Genomic DNA, 24,340 nt, shown 5'->3' on the forward strand with positions numbered 1-24,340 from the left:
ATGTCCTCGTATTTAGCGGATGTAGCGTGCGCGATAGGACGCGAAGGCATCGCGCACGTCGGCTTCGTTCAGGCCGAAGCGTTCGAGCGAATAGTCGTGCATCGGGCGCTGCTCGCGCTTGTTGCCCGCCATGAATTCGGTCAGCGCGGCCTCGATCTGGTCATCCAGCGGCACGCCGATGTGGGCGAGCACCCGCTGCGCCTGCTTCAGCGGCTCCTTGGCCACTTCGCGGTAATCGATATCGATAAAGCGGTCCTCGCCGATGCGGGCACGCGCCTCTTCAAAGCGCTTCATCCAACCGGCCAGACGCGGGAACCAGAAGCCGCCCACTGCCTCGTCCGAATGGACCGAGTTCAGTTTGTAGAGCGCGGCTTCCATACTGACATAGCTTGGCACCACTTCCAGCGGATCGCGGTGCGTCATCACCAGCACCGCCTTGGGGAAGGCATTGGCGATCACATCGGTGTAGGGCAGGTTCTGCGGGCTTTTCAGCACCCACTTCTTGCCGCGACGGGTGGGGTCCTGCCATTGCAGGTACTTCAGGATCGTCTTGAGATCCTCGTAGCCCTTCGACTGGTCATAGGTGTCCAGCCACTTGGCGAAGGAGGGGATGAAGGTCATCGCCTCAACCATCGTAGTGATGAACAACTGGCCCAGAATGATGATTTCCTCGTCCGGCGCTTCGGGATCGAGCGGGTGGATCGAGGCCAGTTCCGGCGAAAGGTTCAGCCAGCCTTCGATCATCGCCTCAGCATAGGCGCGGCGGGCTTTGGGATTGCCGGGTTCATCGCCCGGAAGCGGGGCGTAGTTTTGCGCTTCGTACCAGCGGATCGCGGTCATCCCCGGCGCAGAGGCGAGCAGGCGGTGAAAGATCGTGCTGCCGGTGCGCGGCAAGCCCAGGATGATCGCGGCAACCTCGACCGGCTCGTCCAGAATTTCGGGGTGCTGCTTGATGTCCTCGACCATGCGCAACCGGCTGGCGAGGCCTTTGAGGATCGATTCGGTCTGCCCGCCGAAACCCGCTTCGGTAAGCTTGCCCTCGGCATTGGCGGCGGCGATGTACTGGTCCATCGGTTCGAAGAACCACGTGTCGCCGAAATCGGACAGGCCGGTGCGTTCGCGCGCGGCGGCGAGCAGAGTCTCGCGGTCGAAAACCGGCGCAGCGGTGGTGGCTGAGGTTGCCATTGTGTTGTGTCTCTCCCGAAGACCAATATTGCTGCCGTGCGTAACGCATGGCGATGTTATGTTCGCAATTTGCGGTATTTTGTCATCACTATACGTATTATGCAAACATAATTCCGCAAAATAAGGATGAAATCAAAATGCAACCACTGTTCGCAGTGATTCCCCGCGTTGCATCAGCGTAAAGCCTTCGTTGACCTCGCGCATCGGCAGGCGATGGGTGACAAGGTCATCGAGATTGAGCCGCCCGTGCGCATAGTGATCGAGCAGGCCCGGAAGCTGGCTGCGGCCTTTGACATTGCCCATGAACGACCCTTGCACCGTGCGGCCCAGTTGGAGCTGAAACGGCATGAGTTGCAGCGCATTGCCATCGGGCGGCACGCCGAGCACCACTGTGCAGCCGCCGCCGATCCGCGTGGATTCAAAGGCTTGTTGCATCAGCTTGACCGAGCCTGCGGCCTCGAACGCATAGTCCACGCCGCCCCCGGTCATGGCCTGAATGGCGGCCACCGCATCGGTTTCGCGCGCGTTGATGAAGTCCGTCAGGCCAAAGCGCTTGCCCTGTTCGTGGCGGAGCGGGTTGATGTCCACGCCGATCACGCGCGATGCCCCGGCAAGCCGCGCGCCTTGCACCACGTTCAGACCGATGCCGCCAAGGCCGAAGACCGCTACGGTTGCGCCTGCTTCGACATGCGCGGTGTGCATCACCGCGCCCACCCCGGTGGCCACGCAGCAGCCCGCCGTGCAGGCGACGTGGAACGCCACGTCCTTGCGGATCACCGCTACGTTGCGCTCTGCCATGACCACGAATTGCGCGAGTGAGCCGACGCCGGAATAGGCGGCGACCGGTTTGCCGTTAAGCGAGAAGGGCGTGGGTTGCATAGCGATGTCGGCAAGGAAGGCCTCGCACAAATTGGTCTTGGCGGACAGGCAGTTGCGGCAGCTGCCACATTCGCCGATGCCCAGCGGGATGACGTGATCGCCAAGCGCAATCGAGGAAACGCCCGCTCCCACTTCGCGCACCACACCTGCGCCTTCGTGGCCGACGACGATAGGGAAGGGATAGGGCGCGGCCACGCCTTCCAACTGGCTCAGGTCGGTGTGGCACAACCCGCTCGCCATGATTTCGATCAGCACTTCGCCGGGGCCGACGGGCGCGAGATCGAGCAGTTCTTCGACAAGCGGCGTGCCGGGGGCGTGGCAGACCATCGCTCTGGTTTTCATGGGCTTCATATCCTTCCAAGGATCAGGTCGGCGGCCTTTTCGGCAATCATCGCCACCGGAATGGCGGTGTTGCCGCCGGGCAGGTGCGGCATGACTGAGGCATCGACCACACGCAGCGATTGCAGGCCGTGGACGCACAAGTGCGCGTCCACCACCGCCATCGGATCGGAGCCCATGCGCGCGGTGCTGGTGGAATGGTAATCAGCCTCGGCGTAGGCGCGGATATAGGCGTCGATCTGGTCGTCGGTTTCCACGGCGGGGCCGGGGGCTAGTTCCTCCCCGCGCATTTCGTCGAACGCGGTCTGCGCAAAGATGCGCCGCGCTATGCGCACGCCTTCGCGCATCACGCGGCGGTCGTTCTCGGTCGCATTGTAGTTCTGGTTGATCACCGGGGGCGTGTCGGGATCGGCGCTGGCGAGGGTGACGCTGCCGCGTGATTCCGGGCGGGCGACGTTGATGTGGGCATAGAAGCCGTGCATCGGCTCCATCTTGCGCCCGTTCTGCGCAAACAGCGCTGAAACCAGCAGTATCTTGATGTCCGGCTCGTCCGGCGCGGGATCGGAACGGACCATGCACGCCACCGACATGCCGGGGTCCGCCAGCGGGCCTGTGCGCAGCGTCAGATATTGCGCCATCGCCAGCGCGCCACGCAGCGGATTGAGGAAGCGCAGCATCGACCACGGTTTGGTCGAGCGGTATTTGACGTGGGCCGCGAGGTGGTCCTGCAGGCCTTGGCCAACGCCGGGCAGATTTTGAACCACCGTGATGCCATGTTCGGCCAGATGGGCTGCGGGGCCGACGCCTGAGAGCATCAGCAATTGCGGCGTATTGATGGCCCCTGCCGAAAGGATCACCTCGCGCGCGGCGGTGGCGAGTATGTCCGTGCCGTCCTTGCGGAACACGACGCCGGTGGCACGAGTGTCATTAAATACGATGCGGCGGCTGTACGCCTTTGTCAGGACGGTGAGGTTCGGGCGTTTCAGGACTGGGCGCAGATAAGCCGTGGATGCGCTGGAGCGGCGGCCTTTGCCCACGGTCAAGTCCACCGTGCCGAAGCCATCGCGGGTTTCGCCGTTGAGATCGTCGGTCAGCCGATAGCCTGCCTGCACGCCCGCATTCAGGAACGCGCGGGCAAAGGGATGGTTCTGTGCGGCGCGGGTGACCTGAATGGGACCATCGCTGCCGTGCCATGCGTTGCGTGCGGGAGCATAGCTTTCGAGCTTGCGGAAATAGGGCAGGACTTCGGCGAACGACCATCCGCGATTACCCGCCAGCGCCCAGCGGTCATAGTCCGAATGGAAGCCCCGATCATAGGCCATGCCGTTGATTGAAGAGCCGCCGCCCAGCACTTTGCCGCGCGGCAGGTAGAGCGTGCGGCCATCAAGGTGCGCCTGCGGGGCAGACATATAACGCCATGCGTGTGCGCCCGAGAGCATGATGGGTAGCAGACCACCGGGCGCGGCGATCAGCGGGCTCGTGTCCTTCCCGCCCGCTTCCAGCAGCAGCACGCGCCGGTTGGGATCGGCAGACAGGCGATTGGCGAGAATGCACCCGGCAACCCCGCCGCCCACAATCACATAATCGAAGTCCAGCCGTTCCATGCCGGTCAGAGTTCGACGACGGAAAGGATGTGGCTGTTCTTGTCCGGGAACACATAGTCGAATTCGAAGACCATGCTTTCGCCCAACTGGCCGGCACAGACCAGATTGGTTTCGACGAAGACCTGCACGCCGCCCGCGCCATAGGCATAGGGCGTGGCGTTTTCGAAGACGGGCGAGGCATCGAGCCTGGCATCAATCTCGGCATCGCCCGGCCGGGCGCGGTTCATGCCAATGGTCAGGCGGCCTTTGAGGTCCAGGTCGTTTGCCGCAAGATCCTGAAGATTCAGAACCATGGTTTCTAGGGCTTCTAGCGAATCCATCAGCAGGCCGAAGTGGAAGCTGGCTTCGAAATCCTGCGCCATCATCGCGCGATAGGCTTTGACGGCTTCGTGTTCGTTGTCGGTGCCGATGTGCAGCGCGGCGCGGATGGCGGTGATCAGTCTAGCCTGTGGTTCGGGCAGGCAGGAGAGGAACACGATGCCATCGCCGCGCGTGACGTGATCGGGCGATACCACAAAGCGGTAGAAATTGCCGCCCGGCAGCGGCAGCATCTGGCTTTCGGTAAGGCCCATCTGTGAAAGCAGCCGGGCGGCCAGCGGTCCGTCAGCGGGTGCCGGATAGTGCAGCGCGATGTGGCCCATGGTCAGGCCCGCATGGGATGCTGTGGTTGCCATTGCGGCCTCTCCCAAATTTGGCATTTTGCGCTGTAGATTAGCGTATGATCTACGAGTCATTGGATCGATATACACAATCGCTTGTGGAAACGCGAAACACAAGAGGCTAGGCTATACTCCATGCTACGCCTCAGCCTTGATCATCTTACCGTGACCGACACGACGCCGGTGCAACTGGCGCAGGTGGCCCATGCAGCGGGGTGCGCGGGCATGTGTCTGTTCCTGCACCCGATGCATGAGCTGCCGCAAATGCCGCCGTTCGACATTGTGCGCGACCATGCGGCGCGGACCGAATTGAAGGCGGTGATGGACGATCTGGGCGTGGTGCTGGACCTTGCCTATCCGTTCTCGCTGGGCGGGCGCACCGATCTTGCGGCTTTTGCGCCTGCGATGGAGTGTGCGGCGGATTTGGGAGCAGGACTGCTCAATGTGCTGGTCTATGATCGCGATGCGACGCGGCGGGCCGATACGTTCGGGCGGTTCTGCGATATGGCTGCGCAGTTCGGGCTTCGGGTGGCGGTGGAGTTTTATCCGCAGAGCCAGGTGCCCTCGCTGGCGAGCGCGCTGGAACTGGTGGGGCAGGCTGGCCGTGCGGGCGCGGTCGGCATCAACGTCGATCTGCTGCACCTGATGCGGTCTGGCGGGACTATGGCCGAACTGGCGGCGGCACCGGCGGACCATGTGCTGTATGCGCAAGTGGCGGATGGGCCAATGGTGCCGCCTGAAGATCTTGGCTGGGAGGCTTCGTGTGAGAGGCTGTTGTGTGGCGAGGGGGCGTTCGATGTGGCGGGATTTGTGCGCGCCTTGCCGCCGGGTTGCCCGGTGAGCGTAGAAATTCCGCGCAACCATGCGGTGGGGGCGATGACGTGTGCGGAGCGCGCGCGGTTGGCGGTTGAGAGTGTGCGGCGGGCGGTGGGCAATTCTACCTAGTCATCTGAAACTGATATAAATTGCATGACCCTTTCCCGTCGCCCCGTGCTTGACACGGGGCTCGGCTGATCTTTGCCAGCAATCAAAGCCAAGGCCCGTGTCAAGCACGGGCCGACGACGAATTTTGCTTGAGCAACTGAACTTCGCTTCCGCCGCACTACCAGCAAACCTTCGCTCCAAAAAGCCGCTCGCCCTGAGCCTGTCGAAGGGCGTTGTGCGTGGCGCTGGCATGCTTCGACAGGCTCAGCATGAGCGGGGTTTGGGGGGTGGCGGCGGTTTGCGCTACGCCGTGCGCAGCGCTTCCAATTCCTCCGCCGTCAACGCCAGCGCATCGGCCTTTGCGCTCTCCGCCACCTGTTCGGGCGATGATCCGCCGAAGATGGCGACCGTCTGGTTGTGCTGGCTTAGCAGGTAGGACAGTGCGATCTCATTGATCGAAACGCCGTGCTTTTCCGCCAGCAATTGCACCACCGCAAGGCGGCGTTCGTTCACCGGATTGGCATAGCGCGCGGCCAGTTGCTCACCCACTTCGCCTGCCGCCAGCTTGGTAAAATAGCCACCCGATTGCGCGGCATAGGCGACGATGGGCAAACCACCTGCGTGCAGGTCTTCGTATTCGCCCTCGTAATAGTGCTGATAGCCTTGCTGTGCGGCGGCTGAGACGTCAGGTGCGGCAAGGCCCCAGAAGGTTTGCGAGGCGACGAAGCCCGGTTTGCCCAGCGATGCGGCGTAGGCATTGGCGGCGGCGATGCGCTCTGCCGCCCAGTTCGATGCGCCGAAGTGGCGGATGTGGCCTGCTTCGCGGTGCGCGATCATGGCATCGACGATGGGTTCGACCGGGCTTTCAGGGTTGTCCATATGCAGGAAATAGAGGTCGATGGTATCGACGCCGAGGTGATCGAGGCTTTGCGCGATGTCTGCGGCAATGTCCGGTGGCGTCACGCGGTTGCGATAGTCGCCAACGCGCATATCGAAGAAGCCACCCTTGGTGGCAATCACAAAGTCATTGCGATTGCGGGTCTGGAGCCATGCTCCTACCGCGCGTTCGCTGGCGCCGATGGGGGCATCGGGCGCCCAGTCACCATAGCTGCGCGCGGTGTCGATGAAGTTTCCGCCAAGTGCTGCGAAGGTATCGAGGATGGCGTTCGATTTACCCTGATCGAGCATCCAGCCGAGCATGTTTGTGCCATAGCAAAGACGGCTGATGGTAAGGTCGGTGTTGTTCAGGGCGACTTTGGTGAGCATCACAAATCCTTTGCGACAGGGGATCAGGCAGCGGCGCGGCGTCCCGCCTGCCGTCCGAAGAAGGTGCAATCGGCAAGGCTGAGGCCTGAGGAATAGCCGTGCCCCCATGCGGGCAGACCCGACGTGCAGCGGCCTGCGGCATAGAGGCCGGGGATGGCGCTGCCGCCCCGATTGAGCACTTCACCGTCGGCTGTCGTTTTCAGCCCGCCCAGCGTGAAGAAGCTGAAATAGCTGGTCTCGAAATTGAGTTCGAGTGCGACGAAGGGGGATCGATCGAGCGGTTTGAGGATTGGCGTCTGCTTGTCGAACAGCGGATCGCGGCCTTCGCGTGCGTGGTCATTATAGACCTTCATCGTGGCCGAGAGCGTGCCTGCGGGCATTTCGAGTTCTGCCTCGACTTCCTCCCACGTCTCTCCGGTGCCTGCGATGGTGATCCCGGCAAGATCCAGCGGTTGGGAAAAGTGGGCGCTGTCGAGCAGTAGGTAAACTTTGCCGCCGAGTTGATCGACCGCACAACGGCTGACGCGGCCGTGGTAGCAGTCCTCGTTGATGAAGCGCTGCCCGGCCACGTTGACGAAGACGCCGTGGGCCTGGTCTGCCGGGATGGTCCACGGGCAGGTGGTGAAGAACTGGTCCATGTGGATCGCATCGCCGCCGACCGAGACGCCCAGTTCAATGCCGATGCCATCGTCCTTGTCGCCGATGGGGCTGTTCACACGGAAGGATTCAGGTGTGTATTTGCGGCGCATCGCATCGTTGAACACGAAGCCACCGGTGGCGAGCACCACGCCCTTGTAGGCGCGGACGAAGCGGTTCTGATTCTCGATCCGCACTACAGCGCCGACGATGCGGTCTTCATCGGTGATCAGCGCTACGGCGCGGGCATCGACGTGGATTTCAGTGCCGAGATCGCGGGCGCGGGCTTCCAGAATGTCGACCAGCGGGCGGCCGCCGCCCCAACCCATATGCTGGATCACGTGCCCGCGCGGGGCGGGCTTGGCGAGTTTATAGAACGGGGCGGCGGCTTCGCTGCCCGACCAGATCAGCGTGGAATCGTCAGTGGGTTCGATGATCTTGCCGGGCAGGTAGTTGCCGCGATAGGGCACACCCTGATCCTTGAGCCACTGGTAGTGCGAGAGCGCTTCACGGCCATAGAGTTCGCACTTGGCGTTGTCGGCGCAGGGGCCTCCGGCCAGTTTGAGGTAGGCGGTGAAATCTTCGACCGAGTCTTCGAAGCCCGCTGCCAATTGTGCATCGGTGCCGCCGCCGATGTAGATTTCACCGCCGGAAAGGGCAGATGCGCCACCGCTGCCTGAACTGCGTTCAAACAGCATCACGCGTGCGCCCGCTGTGCGTGCTTCGATGGCGGCGCAGGCCCCGGTGGCGCCGAATCCGATCACGGCAACGTCCGTTTCAAAATCCCACTGCGGCACCTGAGACACAGGCAACGGCTTGTACTGTGAATAGGCGATCATTTGCGTCTTCCACTCCCGCGGCCCTGCATGGGCCTTTTGTGCAATTCTACGCTGCATTCGTAATTTACGATTGCATTGAATACGCAAATCGTCAATTGAAAAGCCAATCGCCCTTCGATATTGGCGATTTCGAATCTGATGCAGCGGTTTTCCGCCAGCGTGGCAGAGTATGGGAGAGCAGCCCCGGTGCAGGGTACGGACCACATCGATCTGACCGGCAAGGTCGCCATCGTCACAGGCGGCACGCGCGGTCTGGGGCGGCAGATTGCCGACGCTTTGCTGCGCGCGGGTGCTGCGGTGACGGTGTGCGGACGGACCGAGCCTGCGGATCTGCCCGAAGGCTTGGTGTTCCGTGCGGCCGACATCCGCGATCCCGAACAGGCGCAGGGGCTGGTCGAAGCGGTGGCGGGGCGCCATGGGCGGCTGGATATTCTGGTGAACAATGCAGGCGGATCGCCGCAGGCTCCGGCCACGGCCAGCCCGCGCTTTTTCGATGCCATTGTGAAGCTGAACCTCCATTCGGCGATGTACATGTCGCAGTATGCCTACGCCCACATGCAGGAGGCGGGCGGCGGGAGCATCATCAACATCGCCAGCGTTTCGGGCATCCGCCCATCGCCGGGAACCGCTGCCTATGGCGCGGCGAAGGCGGGATTGCTGAGCCTGACGCAGAGCCTGGCGCAGGAATGGGGGCCGGACGGGGTGCGGGTGAACGCGATCATCGTGGGCCTGATGCAGACCGAGACGGCTGAAGAGACTTACGGCGATACCGCAGCGCAGAACGCGGTGGCAAAATCGCTGCCGCTGCAGCGCATGGGCACCGGACAAGACATCGCAGGCGCCGTGCTCTGGCTGAGTTCCAGCCTTGCCGCATGGGTCAGCGGCGCACGCATCAATGTCGATGGAGGGGGCGAGCGGCCCTACTTCCTCGACCTCGTGAAAGGGAGTTGACGGCCATGGGCATCAAGTCACTGGGCTATGTCAGGATTGCAACCACCAAGGCGCAGGCCTGGGACCACTTCATGATGCGAGTGGTGGGTGTGATGCGGGGGGAAAGCCCCGCGCAGGGCGTGGCCACCTATCGCATTGATGATCGCTCGTTCCGCTTCTGGGTGGAGGAGGGTGACACGGACCGGTTGCTGGCAGCAGGCTATGACGTGGGCGATGCAGGAGCGCTGGCGGCTTTGCGTGAAGCCATTGTGGGGCTGGGCCGCCCGGTAACAGATGGCGACGGAGCAGAAGCTGCGGCACGCGGGGTGGAGGCCTATTTCAGCACCAGCGATCCTTCGGGCAATGGGCTGGAGTTCTTTTGCGGCGATGTGCGCGATGATGTGGCGTTCGTTTCCGAAGTGGGTGTCAGCGGGTTTGTGACGGGCGACATGGGTATGGGCCATGCGGTGTTTGCCACGCCCAACTTCGACGAAGCGCACGCGTTTTATCAGGCGATAGGTTTCCGCGATACCGACATCCCGCGCTTTCGCTTTTCGGATGATCCGAACGATCCGGGTATGGGCTTTGCGTTCATGCACGCAGACAATGGACGGCATCATTCGGTGGCGATTGGAGAGATGCCCGTGCCGCCTTCGTCCTGCGTCCACCTGATGCTGGAGATGAAGACGCAGAGCGATGTGGGCAAGTGTTATGACCGGATGCGGATCAACAAGGTGCCCGAAAGCGCCTCGATCGGACGGCATGTAAATGACCAGACGTTTGGCTTCTACATGCAGACGCCATCGGGCTTCGACATTGAAATCGGGGCCGATCCGCTGGTGATCGATCCCGCGAAATGGACGCCGACCGCGCATCTGGTGCCCAGCGAATGGGGCCATGTCTGGGCCTGGCAGAAGGCGCTTGAAGAACAATCAGGAGAACAGGCGTGACCGCCAGAATGCTCGACAAACGGATGAGCGCGGCACAGATCGTCGCGCAATTGTCCGACGGGATGACGCTGGGCATCGGTGGCTGGGGGCCGCGGCGCAAGCCGATGGCGCTGGTGCGTGAAATCCTGCGGTCTGACCTGAAAGACCTGACCGTGGTCGCCTATGGCGGCGCGGATGTGGGGATGCTGTGCGCGGCGGGCAAAGTGCGCAAGGTGGTGTTTGCTTTCGTGTCGCTCGATGCCATTCCGCTGGAGCCTTGGTTCCGCAAAGCGCGCGAAAGCGGTGCGCTGGAAGTGCTCGAACTGGACGAGGGCATGTTCCAGTGGGGCCTCAAGGCCGCCGCGTTCGGCCTGCCGTTCCTGCCCACGCGCGTCGGGCTTGGCACTGATCTGGCTGAACTGGGCGGGTTGAAAACCGTGCAATCGCCCTATGATGATGCGGAAACGCTGATCGCGATGCCCGCGCTGAAGCTGGATGCGGCGCTGATCCACGTGAACCGCAGCGACTGGCGTGGCAACGTGCAGGTGTTTGGCCCCGATGCCTATTACGACGAATGGTTCGCCAAGGCGGCGGCCAAGTCCTACGTTTCGTGCGAGGAACTGGTCGACCGGATGGAGGACCATTACCCGGAAGGCGCGCAGGACAATCTGTTTGAGCGGTGCTTTGTTTCGGGGGTCGTGGAAATGCCGTGCGGGGCGCATCCAAGCTCGATGCCGCCGCACTATGGCTGGGATATGACAGCGTTCAAGGCCTACGCCGACAGCGCCAAGGACCCCGGTGACTGGGCGGAAGTTGCGGACCGCTTTGTCGGCTCATCGGAAGCCGAATACCTTGAATCCATTGGCGGAAAGGAGGCGGTGACGGGCTTGCCCTTGCCGATTTTCTGATGAGCGACATTTCCCTTGTAGACTTGTGCATTTTCGCCTGTTCCGAGGCGTTCCGGGGCAACGGCGAGATCGTGGCGACCGGCGTTGGCCCGGTGCCGCGTCTGGCGGCTGGCTTGGCAAAGTTGACCCACACGCCCGAACTGATGATGACCGATGGCGAGGCCTATCTGGTCGAACAGCCGGTGCCGCTGGGGCCGCGCAAGTACGATGACCGCAAGCCTGCGGGCCACCTGCCGTTTTCGCGCTTTTTCGACAGCGCGGTGTGGTCTGGCCGCAGGCACGCGATGGTCACGCCGACGCAGCTGGACCGGTTCGGGCAGATCAACCTGTCGTACATGGGCGGCACGTACCAGAAGCCCAAAACGCAGATGCTGGGCGTACGCGGGTTTCCCGGCAACACGATCTATCACCCCAATTCGTTCTTCTTCCCGGCCCACGGCCCGCGCGTGTTCGTGCCGGAAGTCGATATGATTTCGGGCGTGGGGTACAATCCGGCCAAGCGAGTGCCCGGCGGCAACTATACCGCCGTGGATCTGCGCGTGATCGTGACCAATCTGTGCGTGATGGATTTTGGCGGGCCGGATCATGCCATCCGCTTGGTTTCGCTGCATCCCGGAGTGACCTTTGAGGACGTGCAAGCTGCGACCGGGTTCGAATTGGTGTGCGCCGAAAGCGTGACCGAGACGGCGCTGCCTACGGCTGAAGCGCTGGAAGTCATCGCAAGCCTTGACCCGCACAACATCCGGGCCAGCGTGTTGAAAGACAATCCGCCAGCCAAAAGGGCGGCGTGATGGGAGAGCATGACATGACCGATCTGGTCGAGCCGAAAAAGGTCGACATCGTCTACGAGACGGAAGAACCCGTACGCTACGCAGCGGCAGACGGCGTGGCTTGGATCACGATGAACCGGCCACAGTTCAACAATGCCCAGAACGGGCAGATGACCTATGCGCTGGATGATGCCTTCAACCGCGCGGTGCGCGATGATGCAGTGCGCTGCATCGTGCTGGCCGGGGAGGGCAAGCACTTTTCGGCCGGGCACGACATCGGCACGCCGGGGCGCGATCTGCATCACGAATTTGAAAAGCGGCTGATGTTTCCGCCGCATACCAATAAGCCGGGCGCAGAACTGCTCTATACGCGCGAACAGGAGCAGTACCTCGGCATGTGCCGCCGTTGGCGCGATATTTCCAAGCCGACCATTGCGATGGTGCAGGGCGCTTGCGTGGCCGGAGGGCTGATGCTGGCGTGGGTGTGTGATCTGATCGTGGCATCGGAAGATGCGTTTTTCCAAGACCCGGTGAACCCGCTGATGGGCATTCCGGGCGTTGAGTATTTCGCCCACGCCTATGAACTTCCGCCACGCGTGGCCAAGGAGTTCTTGTTGCTGGGTGAACGGATGCCTGCCGCCCGCGCCTATGATTTTGGCATGGTCAACAAGGTGGTGCCGCGCGACCAGTTGCGTGAGGCGACCACCGTGTGGGCGGCGAAACTCGCCAAGCAAAACCGGTTGGGCAACTGGCTGACCAAACAGGCGGTGAACCACGTGGAGGAACTGCGCGGCAAGCGGGCAGCGATGGACGCGGTCTATCATATGCACCACTTTGCGCACGCGCAGAACGATCTGCTGACCGGGGATTCCATTGGCGGCGTGAGCGGGAAGTCTGCGGCGTCTGCCAACAAGGCTGACAAAGCCTGATGTCAGACGTACTTGCCACGATTTTGACCGAGCGTCTGGGCTGCCGCTTGCCCGTGATCCAGACCGCGATGGGTTGGGTTGCCAAGCCGGAGCTTGTCGCCGCTTCCAGCAATGCGGGCGCGTTCGGGTTTCTGGCCTGCGCGGTGATGCAGCCGGCCGAAGCGCGCGAGGAGATTGCGCGGTTGCGCGATCTTACACCGCACAATTTCGGCGTGAACTTTCACAGCTTTCAGCCTGGTGCCGATCAGATCGTGCAGGCTATTCTGGCCAACAAGGACCGGGTGCGCGCGGTGAGTTTCGGGCGCGGGCCAGACGCGAGGATGATCGGCGCGTTTCGCGATGCGGGCATCCTGTGCATCCCCACCGTCGGTGCGGTGAAACACGCGCAGAAGATGGTGCAGCTGGGCTGCGAGATGGTGACCGTGCAGGGCGGTGAAGGCGGCGGGCATACCGGCGCGGTGCCGACCACGGTACTGTTGCCGCAAGTGCTGGACGCGGTGGATGTGCCGGTGGTGGCCGCAGGCGGCTTTGGTGACGGACGTGGCCTTGCCGCAGCGCTGGCCTTTGGCGCGGTGGGCATTGCCATGGGCACGCGCTTTTTGATGACGGCGGAAAGCCCGGTGCCGGGCGCTCCCAAGGCAGCCTATGTGAAGGCCGGGACCGGCGACATTGCGGTGTCCACCAAGGTGGACGGCATTCCGCAGCGCATGATCCTGAACCCGCTGCTGCGCCGGATCGAAGGATCGGGCAAGCTGGCGATGTGGGTCCGCGCGATGGAAGCGGGGCTTGAGATGAAGCGCCAGAATGGCTGGAGCTTTGGGCAAGTGCTGGCCAGCGCCAGGGCCATGACCGCGCATGGCGAAATGCCGCTGGCGCAGGCGATCATGGCGGCGGCTGCCCCGATGATGATCATGCGCGCCGTTGAAGCGGGCGATGCCGAGAACGGGTTGATGGCCACAGGCGTGGTGGCGGGCCGGTTGAGTGATCTGCCGACGTGTGCCGATCTTATGCAAGCCATTGAAACGCAGGCGCGGGCAAGCATTGCCGCGCTGTGCACGGGGAACTGAAGCCGATGCCGATAACCCTTACCGTCAAGGACTGCATCGCCGAGATCGTGTTCGATGTGCCGCCAGTCAACGCGTTTGACAGCGAGACATGGATGTCGCTTCCGGCGATCATCAAGGAAGCTGCCAGCAATCCCGAAGCCAACGTGGTGCTGATCCGCGCCGCCGAGGAATCGCGCGGCTTCTGTGGGGGTGTAGATATCAAGGAGATGCAGGCGCATCCCGAGCGGATTACCGTGCTCAACCGCGGCAATTACCTGACCTTCAAGGCCATCCGCGATGCCGAAATTCCGGTGGTGGTGGCCGCACACAAGTTCGTGATCGGGGGCGGCATCGGCATTTGCGGCGCGTCCGACACAATAATTGCCGCCGATGACGCCTATTTCTCGCTGCCCGAAGTCGATCGCGGCGCCATGGGCGGGGCGAGCCACCTTTCGCGGATGCTGCCGCTGCACAAAGTGCGCGCCGCGTTCTTTACCGGGGGGAATATCCCGGCGGCCGAGGCCTATCGTCTTGGCGCGGTGGAGAAGGTGGTGCCGCGTGCCGATCTGGTGGCCGAGGCGCACGCCTTTTGCGCCGTGATTGCGTCCAAAAGCCGCAAGGCGCTCGTCATCGCCAAGGAAGCGCTGAACGGGCTTGAGCCGCGTGACGTGGACCGGGGCTATCGCTGGGAACAGGGCTTCACGCTGGAAATGTACATGCACGAAGACAGCCAGAAGGCGCGCGATGCCTTTGTGGAAACCGGCACGGTGGCAAAGTTCTGATGGACCTGACGTATACCCCTGAACAGAACGCCTTCCGCGCCGAAGTGCGCAGCTGGCTTGAGGCGCATGTGCCCAAAGGCAAGCTTGAGCACTATGACGCTACGCGCGAAGGCTTTGAAGCGCACCGTGCGTGGGAAGCGACGCTGAAAAGCGGCGATTGGGGCATGGTGACCTGGCCCAAGGAATATGGCGGGCGCGGGCTGGACCTGATCCAGTGGCTGATTTTCGAGGAAGAGTATTACCGCGCAGGTGCGCCGGGGAGGGTGAACCAGAACGGCATCTTCCTGCTTGGCCCCACACTGATGGAATTCGGCACGCACGAACAGAAACAGCGCTTCCTGCCGCCGATGGCGAGCGGTGAGGAAATCTGGGCGCAGGCGTGGTCCGAACCGCAGGCCGGGTCCGACCTTGCGGGCGTGCGCGCCACGGCAGTGCTGGAAGGCGACGAATACGTGCTCAACGGGCACAAGATCTGGTCGAGCCGCGCGGCCTTTGCCGATTGGGCGTTCGGCCTGTTCCGCGCGTCAGGGAGCGAGCGGCACAAAGATATGAGCCTGATCTTCTTCCCGCTCGATGCACCGGGCGTAACGCGCAATCCGATCCGCAAGATCAACGGCCATGTCGGGTTTGCCGAGATTTTCCTCGATAACGTGCGCGTGCCTGCGTTCAACCGCTTGGGCGATGAAGGGCAGGGCTGGCACATCTGCATGGCGACGGCAGGGTTTGAGCGCGGGCTGATGCTGCGTTCACCGGCACGCTTTCAGGAGGCAGCAGCGGCGCTGGCCGCGCTGTGGCAGCGGCGCAAGAACACCTGCGATCCGGCGCTGGAAGGCGCGGTGGTGCGGGCGCATGTAAATGCCGAGTCCTACGCGCTGAACATCTATCAAACCGCATCGCGGCTGATGGCGGGCGCGAAGATCGGCGCGGAGGCATCGACCAACAAGATTTTCTGGTCGGAAATGGACATCCACCTGCACGAAACCGCGCTGGCCATCCTGGGCGCAGAGGCCGAACTGGTGACGCCTACTGGCGAGCACGACTGGCTGGACGATTACATCTTCTCGCTGGCCGGGCCGATCTATGCCGGGTCCAACGAAATCCAGCGCAACATCATTGCCGAGCGTATGCTCGGCCTGCCGCGCTGAACGGGAGGGCAGAGACATGGACTTCACCCTTTCCGACGAACAGCAGATGTTTGCCGATACCGCGCGGACACTGCTGGGCGATACCTGCACGCCCGATCACTGGCACAAACTGATGGAACAGGGCGCGGCGTTTGACGCTGCGCGCTGGGCGCAGATCGTTGAGAACGGCTTTACCGCGCTGATCGTCCCCGAAGCGGCGGGCGGCATGGGGCTTGGCGAACTGGACTTTGCGCTGATCGCGATTGAGGCGGGCTATGTGGCCCTGCCTGAGCCGCTGGTGGAAAGTGCCGGGATCGGTGCGCCGTTGCTGGCAAGCCTTGCGCCCGATCATCCGCCATTCGCAGATCCGGCGGCGATCATTGCGGTGGCGCCTGCGATCAATCCGGTGGTGGCCAATGCCGATATTGCTGCTGCCATTGTGATCGAGCGCGATGGCCATGCTTTCGTGGCGACGCCTGACCAAGTGACGCTGACGCCGATGGAATCCATAGACCCGTTCCGCCGCCTGTTCCGCATCACATGGGACGAGGCCAATGCAACGGACCTTGGCCCTGCGGATTGGGGCTTGGCGCTCGACCGGGCAGCGGTGTTTTCAGCCGCGATGGGCTTGGGCCTCGCCCAACGGGCGGTCGATCTGGCGGTGGGCTATGCCAAGGACCGCAACCAGTTCGGTAAGCCGATTGGTTCGTATCAGGCGGTTAAACACCACCTTGCCAGCGCCCAGACCGCGATCGAATTTACCCGACCGATGGTACTCGCCGCTGCGGCAGAGGTGGCCCATGGCGATGTGCAATCGCGTGCGCGCGCTTCTCAGGCCAAGATCGTGGCGCTGGAGGCGGCTGAACAGGCCGCGCGCGCATCAATCCAGGTGCATGGCGCGATGGGATATTCGTGGGAGGTGGACGTCCACCTGTTCCTCAAGCGCGCGCTGGCGCTGAAGCAGAGCTGGGGCACGCCCGCTTTCCACACCAGCCGCATTGCCACGCGCGTGTTCAGCCAGCCGGTTGGCGCGGATCAAACCTTTGCCCGCGAGAATGAAAATGCCTGAAGCCTATATCATCGATGCCGTGCGTGCGCCCGTTGGGCGCAAGAAGGGCAGCCTTGCCGAAATCCACCCCGCCGATCTTGGCGCGCATCCGATCAAAGCGCTGATGGCGCGGACCGGAATCGACGCCAATCTGGTGGACGATGTGGTCTGGGGCTGCTGCGATACCATCGGGCCGCAGGCGGGCGACATTGGCCGCACCGCGTGGCTGGTAGCGGGCCTGCCGCAGCATGTGCCGGGAACCACGATTGACCGGCAGTGCGGCTCATCGCAGCAGGCGCTGCACTTTGCCGCGCAGGGTGTGATGAGCGGGACGCAGGACCTGGTCGTGGCGGGCGGCAGTCAGGCGATGAACGCCATCCCCATTTCCGCTGCGATGTATGCCGGGGAGGCCTATGGCTTTGGCGACCCGTTTACTGGCTCGGTCGGTTGGCGCGAACGCTATGGCGATGGATTGCTGAACCAGATCAATTCGGCGGAGATGATCGCCGCCAAGTGGGGCATCACGCGCGCCGCGATGGAAGAATTCGCTGTCGCCAGCCACCAGCGCGCGCAGGCGGCCACCGATGCGGGCTGGTTTGCCAACGAAATCGCGCCGCTGGGCGATCTTGCCCATGACGAGACGATCCGCCCGGGCACCACGCTGGAAGGACTCGCGGCCTTGCGCACGGTGCAGGAAGGCGGGGTCATCACTGCAGGCGTCGCCAGCCAGAACTGTGACAGCGCCGCCACACTGCTGATTGCCAGCGAACGCGCAGTGAAGGAACAAGGGCTGAGACCACGCGCACGCATACATCACATTTCCGTGCGCGCCGACGATCCGGTGTGGATGCTGACCGCGCCAATCCCGGCCACGCAGTACGCCCTGGCCAAGGCCGGAATGACCGTTGACGATATCGACCTGTTCGAATGCAACGAGGCATTCGCCTCGGTGCCGATGGCGTGGATGCAGGAACTGGGCATTCCGCATGAGAAGGTGAACATCCACGGCGGCGCGATTGCGCTGGGCCATCCGCTGGGCGCTTCGGGCGCGCGGCTGATGACGACGCTGCTGAACGCGCTGGAGCGCACCGGGGGCCGCTATGGCCTTCAGACGATGTGCGAAGGCGGCGGGCAGGCCAATGTCACCATCATCGAAAGGCTGTGATGCCATGAATGACAGCCCGGCAATCGCCATCCCCAACCTGCTCTACACATATGCCATGCGCTTTGACGATGGCGACTTTGATGGCGCGGCGGCGTTGTTTGACAAGGGTAGCGTGCTCGCCAGTGGCCACCGCATAACCGGGCGTGAGGGCATTCTGGCGATGTGGCGCACCTGGGTGAAGATGTATGATGGCAAGCCGTTGACGCGCCACATCACCACAAACCCGATCATCGCGCTGGCAGACGATGGCCACACCGCAACCTGCCAATCACAATGGACGGTCATTCAGGCCGCGCCCGGCTATCCGTTGCAGATCGTGGCCACTGGCCGATATCGTGATCGGTTCGGCCACGATGCCGGTGGCTGGCACTTCGTCGAGCGCGAATATCTCCAGACCGATCTGGTGGGCGACAGTTCCGCCCACACCCTGCAATCCCTGACCTGAAGGCAAAGACCCATGGGCATTTGCGAAAACCGTACCGTCATCATCACCGGAGCCGCTGGCGGGTTGGGCCGCGCCTATGCGCTGGCGTTTGGCGCAGAGGGTGCGAACGTGTTGGTGAACGATATCGGCACATCGCTAGGCGGTGAAGGCCACGATACCAGTGCAGCCGATGCAGTGGTGGCAGAGATCAAGGCTGCGGGCGGCAATGCCATCGCCAACTATGAAGACATCACCGATTGGGACGCGGCGAAACGCATCGTTGATGCCGCGCTGGCCGCATTCGGCGACCTGCATGTGGTGGTCAACAACGCTGGCATCGTGCGCGACCGCATGTTCGTTTCGGCCACGCTGGAGGAATGGGACGCCACGATGCACGTGCATCTGCGCGGGCACTTCTGCCTCGCGCGCCATGCGGTGAACTACTGGCGGGCCAAGCAAAAGGAAGGCCGCGATCCCGATGCGCGGATCATCAACACGTCGAGTGGTGCAGGGCTGCAGGGGTCCATCGCGCAGGCGGCCTACTCCACGGCCAAGGGCGGCATCGCTTCGCTGACGCTGGTGCAGGCGGCGGAACTGGGGCGCTATGGCATCACTGCCAATGCTCTGGCCCCATCGGCGCGCACGCGCATGACCGAGGGTGCCTTTGCCGACAAGATGAAGGTGGTGGAAGACGGGTTCGATGTGATGGACCCGGCCAATGTCGCGCCCACCGTGGTGTGGCTGGGCAGCGCGGCATCAGCCCATGTCACCGGCTGCGTGTTCGAATTGGAAGGCGGCAAGATCATGCTGGAGGACGGCTGGCGCGAAGGCCCGTTTGTCGACCAGCCAGCGCGCTGGGACCCGGCGCAAGTAGGCGATGCGGTGGACAAGCTGCTGGCCGACCGCGTGCCCCCGCGCAAGGTCTGGGGTGTTGCGTAACCAATTGATATTCAAGGATAAGTCTGATGGAATTCGCATTCACCGAAGAGCAGGCGATGATCGCGGAAACCGCGCGCGGCTTCTTTGCCGAGAACGCGACGAGCGCTCGGACGCGGCAGGCCATGGCCGCCGATGGCATCGACCGCGAACTGTGGAGCAGCTTCTGCACCGAACTGGGGCTTGCCGGAATCGGCGTGCCTGAGGAACTGGGCGGAGTGGGCCTTGGCATGGTGGAATTTGCGCTGATCGCCGAGGCGGCAGGCGCGCAAGTGGCCGCGCTGCCGCTGCTGGGCAATGCCCGTGCGGCCCATGCATTGGTTGCAGGTGGCACTGGTGCTCAGCAAGCAAAGTGGTTGCCACCGCTGGTATCGGGTGAGACGATTGCCACTTCGGTATGGAGTGCCGATGCGGTGGTGGGAGAGGGCACGCTTTCGGGCACGTTCCGTTTTGCCCCGCATGGTGCAGTGGCCGATCTGCTGGTGTTGACTGCGGGTGACCAGTGTTTGCTGGTGGAAGCGTCGGCACCGGGCGTGACCATCACTGCGCACGTGACGATGGACCAGACGCGACCTTTGGCGACGGTCACGCTTGACGGCGCTGTGGCTGAACCTTTTGCCGATCACGCAGCGGCCAACCACGCGCTGCACGTCACGGGCTGGATCGGCCTTGCCGCCGAAGCGCTCGGCGGCGCGCAGGCGGCGCTGGACCGGACCGTGGCCTATTCCAAGGAGCGCGTGCAGTTCGGGCGGCAGATCGGATCGTTTCAGGCCTACAAGCACCGGTTGGCCGACATGATGATCGAGATCGAACAGGCGCGTTCTGCTGTGTACTGGGCGGCTTGCGCGGTCGAGGAAGGGTCTGACGAGGCACAGATCGCGCTCCATTCGGCCAAGGCGTTCTGCGCCGATACGTTTCATATGTGCGCGGGCAACATGATCCAGTTGCATGGCGGCATCGGCTTTACGTGGGAACACGACGCGCACCTGTTCTTCAAGCGCGCGCGCTCGATCAGCTCCATGCTGGGCGATAGCCAGTGGCACCGCGAACAGATTGCCACGCTGGTACTGGATGCCGCTGCATGAAGCTGGGCTTTTCAGCCGAAGATGAAGCCTTCCGCGCTGAATGTGCAGGCTGGTTGCAGGCGCAGATGGCGGGGCCATTTGCCGACATTCGCGGCATTCCCAATCTGTGCGATGAAATCCCGCGCCGCAAGGAGTGGGAGCAACAATTGGCCGCGCACCGCTGGTCGTGCATTGGCTGGCCCGCAGCATGGGGCGGGCGCGACGCCACGCTGGCGCAGCAGGTGATCTTTGCCGAGGAATATGCCCGTGCCGGCGCTCCGAACCGCATCAACCACATCGGGGTTGAGCTTGCGGGGCCGACAATTCTGGCTTTCGGGTCTGACGAGCAGAAGGCGCGCTATCTCCCCGGAATCGCGGCGGGAACGCAGATCTGGTGTCAGGGCTATTCCGAGCCGGGGGCGGGATCTGACCTTGCCAATGTGAAGACCAAGGCGGTTGTCGAAGGCGGCGACTGGGTGGTCAATGGCCAGAAGGTCTGGACCAGCCTTGCGCACTATTCCGACATGATTTTCGTTGTGGCGCGAACCGAGGAAGGATCGAAAGGGCCAAAGGGCCTGTCGTTCCTGCTGATGGACATGGACCAGCCCGGCATCGATGTGCGCCCGATCCGCCAGATGAACGGCGAGGCCGAGTTCAACGAGGGGTTTCCACGCTGGGTCAGCAGATGCAGTTTCGCAACGAGCTGGACGCGGTAATCGCGGCGGCGCGTGCCAATGGCAAGGCTGGCGATCCTGTGGTGCGCCAGCGCATTGCCGGGGCCGAGATCGGGCTTCGGCTGATGCGCTATGGCGCGTTGCGGATGCTTTCGGGCACCGATCTTGCCGCCATCGATGGCGCGGCGCTGACCTACAAGATCCAGTGGGCCACGTGGCGGCGCGATCTGGGCGAGCTGGCGATGGATGTCTTGGGCCAGGATGGCGAACTTGCGCAGGGCCACGAATACCGCTGGCCGACGCTGCCCAACCTCTATCTCTTCAGCCGGTCTGACACGATCTACGGCGGCACCAACCAGATCCAGCGCAACCTGATCGCCGAGCGCGGTCTGGCACTCCCGCGCGAACCAAGAGGCCAAGCATGACTGTTCCCGTCCCCGCCTATCCCACGCCGCTTGGAATGCTGAAAGGTAAGACCGTGGTGGTCACTGCCGCTGCTGGTACCGGCATAGGCTATGCCGTGGCAAAGCGTGCCGCCGAAGAGGGCGCGCGCGTGCTGATCAGCGATTTCCACGAACGCCGACTTGGCGAAGCGGCAGACCGGATCGCGGCGGAAGTGGGCTGCGAACGTCCGCTGACGTGCGTGTGCGATGTGACAGATGAAGCGCAAGTGCAGGACTTGCGCGATGCCGCGCTCGAAGCGTTCGGCAAGGTCGATGTGCTGATCAACAACGCAGGCCTTGGCGGTGAAGTTTCTGTCGTGGACATGACCGACGATCAGTGGACCCGCGTGCTGGACGTGACGCTGACCAGCTTGTTTCGCATGACGCGGGCGTTTCTGCCTTCGATGTATGCGGCACGGTCGGGCGTGATGGTCAACAACGCCTCGGTACTGGGCTGGCGCGCGCAGCGGGGGCAGGCGCACTATGCGGCGGCCAAGGCGGGCGTGATGGCCTTTACCCGCTGCACCGCGCTCGAAGCCGCCGACCACGGCGTGCGCATCAATGCGGTGGCGCCCAGCTTGGCCATGCACCCGTTCCTGGCGAAGGTGACGACCGAGGAAATGCTGGAAAAGCTGGTCAAGACAGAGGCCTATGGCCGCCCCGCCGAAGTGTGGGAAGTGGCCAATGTCATGCTGTTTCTCGCCAGCGACCTGTCATCCTACATGACCGGCGAGATCGTGCCGGTTTCGAGCCAGAAGGCATGACGATGGCGCTGGTTTTCGACAAGCCCGCCGACCTGATCGGCAAGGAAGGCACAAAGCTGGGGTCGACCGACTGGCTGACCATCGAGCAGGACCGGGTGGACGGCTTTGCAGAAGTTACCGGCGATCACCAGTGGATTCACGTCGATGTCGAACGCGCCAAGGCGGGACCGTTTGGCGGCACCATTGCGCATGGCTATCTGACGATGAGCCTTGTGAACTACTTCCTGCCGCAACTGATCGAGGTCCGCGGCTTTGCTCATGCGGTGAATGTCGGCGCGGACCGGCTGCGGTTCCTCAACCCGGTGAAAGTCGGCAGCCGCATTCGCGGGGCGGGCGAGATCATCACGGTCGAGGAAGTCAAAGGCGCGATCCAGTCGGTCGTGCGTGTTACCATTGAGATCGAGGGCCAAGAGAAGCCCGCCTGCGTGCTCGATACTATCAGCCGCTATTTCCCGGAGTGAGAGAGATGCCTGATCCGAAATTGATGGAAGCCGCCGTCCATGAATATGTAGCCGCATTTGATGCCAACAGTCCTGAACGCGTTGCCGCGCTGTTTGCGCCTGATGCCAATGTGGAAGACCCCATCGGCAGCCCCGCGCACGTGGGCCACGATGCAATTCTCGGCTTCTACACCGCATCGATGCAGACCGGCGCGAAGCTGAAGCTGGAAGGCCCGGTGCGGATTGCAGGGCCTTATGCGGCCTTTGCATTTTCGGTGCAGTTGCACATGGGTGGCAAGGACATGCACGTCGACGTGATCGACACCTTCCACTTCGATGATGCGGGCAAGGTCACCGAGATGCGGGCCTATTTCGGCCCGACCAACTTTCACGGTTTCACCTGAGGATTTGATATGCGCGAAGCAGCCATCGTTTCCACCGCCCGCACCGGCGTTGGCAAAGCCTACCGTGGTGCCTTCAACGATACCGAAGCCCCGGTCCTTTCGGCCCACGTGGTCAACGCAGCCTTGGAGCGGGCCGGGATCGATCCGGCGCGCGTGGATGACGTTTACCTCGGCGTGGGCAACCACTGGAACACGCAGAGCTACAACCTTGGCCGCTTGACGGTTCATGGCTCGGTCCTGCCCGATACCACGGGCGGCTTCACGCTGGACCGCAAGTGTTCTTCGGGCCTCAACGCCATCGCACTGGCTGCACGCGGGATCATGTGCAACGAGATCGACGTTGCCGTGGCGGGGGGGATGGAGAGCATTTCGCTCACGCTCAACAAACATGCGCCGCAGTTCCGCAACCGGTCGCAGTTCATCAACGCGGCTGACCCTTACGCCTATATGGCGATGATCGAGACGGCGGAAATCGTGGCCGAACGCTATGGCGTGACCCGCGAGGAACAGGACCAGTTCGCCGCGCTATCGCAGCAGCGTGCAGCGGCAGGCCAAGCCGCGGGCAAGTTCGATGACGAGATCGTGCCGATCACCGTCACCAAAGCCTTGTTCGACAAGGAAGGCAACGAGACCGGCAAGGAAGAGATCACGCTCACCAAGGACGAAGGCGTGCGCGAAGGTACGACCTATGAAGCGCTCGCAGGCCTCAAGCCGGTGTTCAAGAACGGGCAGGTGATTGCCGAGGGCAAGCATGTGACCGCAGGCAACGCCAGCCAGCTTTCCGATGGCGCATCGGCGCAGGTCCTGATGGACCTTGATACCGCCCGCGCGGAAGGCCGTCCTGTGCTCGGCATCTATCGCGGGTTTCAGGTGGCAGGCTGCGGCGCGGATGAAATGGGCATCGGCCCGGTCTTCGCGATCCCCAAGTTGCTCGACCGCGCAGGCGTGAAGCTGGAAGACATCGGCCTGTTCGAAATCAACGAGGCTTTCGCCAGCCAGGCCGTCTATTGTCAGCAGAAGCTCGGCATCGATCCCGAAAAGCTGAACGTCAACGGCGGCGGCATCGCCATCGGCCATCCTTTCGGCATGACCGGATCGCGGCTGGTCGGCCACGCGCTGATCGAGGGCAAGCGGCGCGGCGTGAAGTACGTGATCGTATCGATGTGCGTGGCAGGCGGCATGGGCGCTGCCGGTCTGTTCGAAGTGGCCTGACCGGGCGGAAGGGCACC

At 63.1% G+C, this 24,340-nt stretch carries 24 protein-coding genes and 1 pseudogene; 19 read left to right on the forward strand and 6 right to left on the reverse strand.

What is annotated here, in order from left to right; all coding sequences use genetic code 11:
• Positions 1–12: 12 nt before the first annotated feature.
• The 4 genes from B7X90_RS00345 to B7X90_RS00360 form a co-directional block, all read right to left on the reverse strand.
• Positions 13–1,185: a sulfotransferase gene (locus tag B7X90_RS00345; protein WP_292620691.1), complete on the reverse strand. Its 1,173-nt coding sequence runs from the start codon at positions 1,183–1,185 to the stop codon at positions 13–15.
• A 132-nt stretch (positions 1,186–1,317) separates the two neighbouring features.
• A complete protein-coding gene (locus B7X90_RS00350; RefSeq protein ID WP_292620693.1) occupies positions 1,318–2,406 on the reverse strand; it encodes a zinc-binding dehydrogenase in 1,089 nt (362 codons plus the stop codon).
• Positions 2,407–2,411: 5 nt separating this feature from the next.
• Positions 2,412–4,007: a choline dehydrogenase gene (locus B7X90_RS00355; RefSeq protein WP_292620694.1), complete on the reverse strand. Its 1,596-nt coding sequence runs from the start codon at positions 4,005–4,007 to the stop codon at positions 2,412–2,414.
• Between the two features lie 5 nt (positions 4,008–4,012).
• Positions 4,013–4,681: a hypothetical protein gene (locus B7X90_RS00360; RefSeq protein ID WP_292620696.1), complete on the reverse strand. Its 669-nt coding sequence runs from the start codon at positions 4,679–4,681 to the stop codon at positions 4,013–4,015.
• 120 nt (positions 4,682–4,801) lie between these two features.
• Between B7X90_RS00360 and B7X90_RS00365 the strand changes: the two genes are divergently transcribed.
• On the forward strand, positions 4,802–5,611 hold the full coding sequence (locus B7X90_RS00365) for a TIM barrel protein (protein WP_292620699.1): 810 nt from the start codon (positions 4,802–4,804) through the stop codon (positions 5,609–5,611).
• Positions 5,612–5,893: 282 nt separating this feature from the next.
• Here B7X90_RS00365 and B7X90_RS00370 read toward each other — a convergent pair whose 3' ends face one another.
• Positions 5,894–6,856, reverse strand: a complete 963-nt coding sequence (locus B7X90_RS00370; protein ID WP_292620701.1) for an aldo/keto reductase — start codon at positions 6,854–6,856, stop codon at positions 5,894–5,896.
• A gap of 23 nt (positions 6,857–6,879) precedes the next feature.
• Positions 6,880–8,331, reverse strand: coding sequence for an FAD-dependent oxidoreductase (locus tag B7X90_RS00375; protein WP_292620703.1), 1,452 nt, complete (start codon positions 8,329–8,331; stop codon positions 6,880–6,882).
• A gap of 138 nt (positions 8,332–8,469) precedes the next feature.
• Between B7X90_RS00375 and B7X90_RS00380 the strand changes: the two genes are divergently transcribed.
• From B7X90_RS00380 to B7X90_RS00465, 18 genes and pseudogenes are all read left to right on the forward strand, one after another.
• A complete protein-coding gene (locus B7X90_RS00380) occupies positions 8,470–9,282 on the forward strand; it encodes an SDR family oxidoreductase (protein WP_292620704.1) in 813 nt (270 codons plus the stop codon).
• Between the two features lie 5 nt (positions 9,283–9,287).
• Positions 9,288–10,211, forward strand: coding sequence for a VOC family protein (locus B7X90_RS00385; protein ID WP_292620706.1), 924 nt, complete (start codon positions 9,288–9,290; stop codon positions 10,209–10,211).
• A complete protein-coding gene (locus B7X90_RS00390; RefSeq protein ID WP_366409645.1) occupies positions 10,208–11,098 on the forward strand; it encodes a CoA-transferase in 891 nt (296 codons plus the stop codon). Before B7X90_RS00385 ends, B7X90_RS00390 begins: the two co-directional genes overlap by 4 nt.
• Positions 11,098–11,889, forward strand: coding sequence for a ketoacid CoA transferase (locus tag B7X90_RS00395; protein ID WP_292620708.1), 792 nt, complete (start codon positions 11,098–11,100; stop codon positions 11,887–11,889). The genes B7X90_RS00390 and B7X90_RS00395 overlap by 1 nt, the downstream gene beginning before the upstream one ends.
• 14 nt (positions 11,890–11,903) lie before the next feature.
• Positions 11,904–12,797: an enoyl-CoA hydratase gene (locus B7X90_RS00400; protein WP_292620710.1), complete on the forward strand. Its 894-nt coding sequence runs from the start codon at positions 11,904–11,906 to the stop codon at positions 12,795–12,797.
• Positions 12,797–13,864, forward strand: a complete 1,068-nt coding sequence (locus B7X90_RS00405) for a nitronate monooxygenase (protein ID WP_292620712.1) — start codon at positions 12,797–12,799, stop codon at positions 13,862–13,864. The genes B7X90_RS00400 and B7X90_RS00405 overlap by 1 nt, the downstream gene beginning before the upstream one ends.
• 5 nt (positions 13,865–13,869) lie before the next feature.
• Positions 13,870–14,625, forward strand: a complete 756-nt coding sequence (locus tag B7X90_RS00410) for an enoyl-CoA hydratase family protein (RefSeq protein ID WP_292620713.1) — start codon at positions 13,870–13,872, stop codon at positions 14,623–14,625.
• Positions 14,625–15,770: an acyl-CoA dehydrogenase gene (locus B7X90_RS00415; protein ID WP_292620715.1), complete on the forward strand. Its 1,146-nt coding sequence runs from the start codon at positions 14,625–14,627 to the stop codon at positions 15,768–15,770. The genes B7X90_RS00410 and B7X90_RS00415 overlap by 1 nt, the downstream gene beginning before the upstream one ends.
• A 16-nt stretch (positions 15,771–15,786) precedes the next feature.
• Positions 15,787–16,818, forward strand: a complete 1,032-nt coding sequence (locus B7X90_RS00420) for an acyl-CoA dehydrogenase family protein (RefSeq protein ID WP_292620716.1) — start codon at positions 15,787–15,789, stop codon at positions 16,816–16,818.
• A complete protein-coding gene (locus B7X90_RS00425; RefSeq protein ID WP_292620718.1) occupies positions 16,811–17,962 on the forward strand; it encodes an acetyl-CoA C-acetyltransferase in 1,152 nt (383 codons plus the stop codon). The genes B7X90_RS00420 and B7X90_RS00425 overlap by 8 nt, the downstream gene beginning before the upstream one ends.
• A gap of 4 nt (positions 17,963–17,966) precedes the next feature.
• The gene (locus B7X90_RS00430) at positions 17,967–18,407 is read left to right on the forward strand and encodes a nuclear transport factor 2 family protein (protein ID WP_292620720.1); all 441 of its coding nucleotides are present in this window, start codon (positions 17,967–17,969) and stop codon (positions 18,405–18,407) included.
• Between the two features lie 12 nt (positions 18,408–18,419).
• Positions 18,420–19,325, forward strand: a complete 906-nt coding sequence (locus tag B7X90_RS00435; RefSeq protein WP_292620722.1) for an SDR family oxidoreductase — start codon at positions 18,420–18,422, stop codon at positions 19,323–19,325.
• Between the two features lie 26 nt (positions 19,326–19,351).
• Positions 19,352–20,407: an acyl-CoA dehydrogenase family protein gene (locus tag B7X90_RS00440; protein ID WP_292620723.1), complete on the forward strand. Its 1,056-nt coding sequence runs from the start codon at positions 19,352–19,354 to the stop codon at positions 20,405–20,407.
• Positions 20,404–21,485, forward strand: a pseudogene (locus B7X90_RS00445) (acyl-CoA dehydrogenase family protein). Before B7X90_RS00440 ends, B7X90_RS00445 begins: the two are co-directional and overlap by 4 nt.
• Positions 21,482–22,267, forward strand: a complete 786-nt coding sequence (locus tag B7X90_RS00450; RefSeq protein ID WP_292620725.1) for an SDR family oxidoreductase — start codon at positions 21,482–21,484, stop codon at positions 22,265–22,267. Before B7X90_RS00445 ends, B7X90_RS00450 begins: the two are co-directional and overlap by 4 nt.
• A gap of 2 nt (positions 22,268–22,269) precedes the next feature.
• On the forward strand, positions 22,270–22,728 hold the full coding sequence (locus tag B7X90_RS00455) for a MaoC family dehydratase (protein WP_292620727.1): 459 nt from the start codon (positions 22,270–22,272) through the stop codon (positions 22,726–22,728).
• A 5-nt stretch (positions 22,729–22,733) separates the two neighbouring features.
• The gene (locus tag B7X90_RS00460) at positions 22,734–23,111 is read left to right on the forward strand and encodes a steroid Delta-isomerase (protein WP_292620729.1); all 378 of its coding nucleotides are present in this window, start codon (positions 22,734–22,736) and stop codon (positions 23,109–23,111) included.
• A gap of 9 nt (positions 23,112–23,120) precedes the next feature.
• Positions 23,121–24,323, forward strand: a complete 1,203-nt coding sequence (locus tag B7X90_RS00465) for an acetyl-CoA C-acyltransferase (protein ID WP_292620731.1) — start codon at positions 23,121–23,123, stop codon at positions 24,321–24,323.
• Positions 24,324–24,340: the final 17 nt, after the last annotated feature.

It is taken from the genome of Novosphingobium sp. 17-62-19, from assembly GCF_002256775.1.
In the GTDB taxonomy this organism is placed as follows: Bacteria; Pseudomonadota; Alphaproteobacteria; order Sphingomonadales; family Sphingomonadaceae; genus Novosphingobium.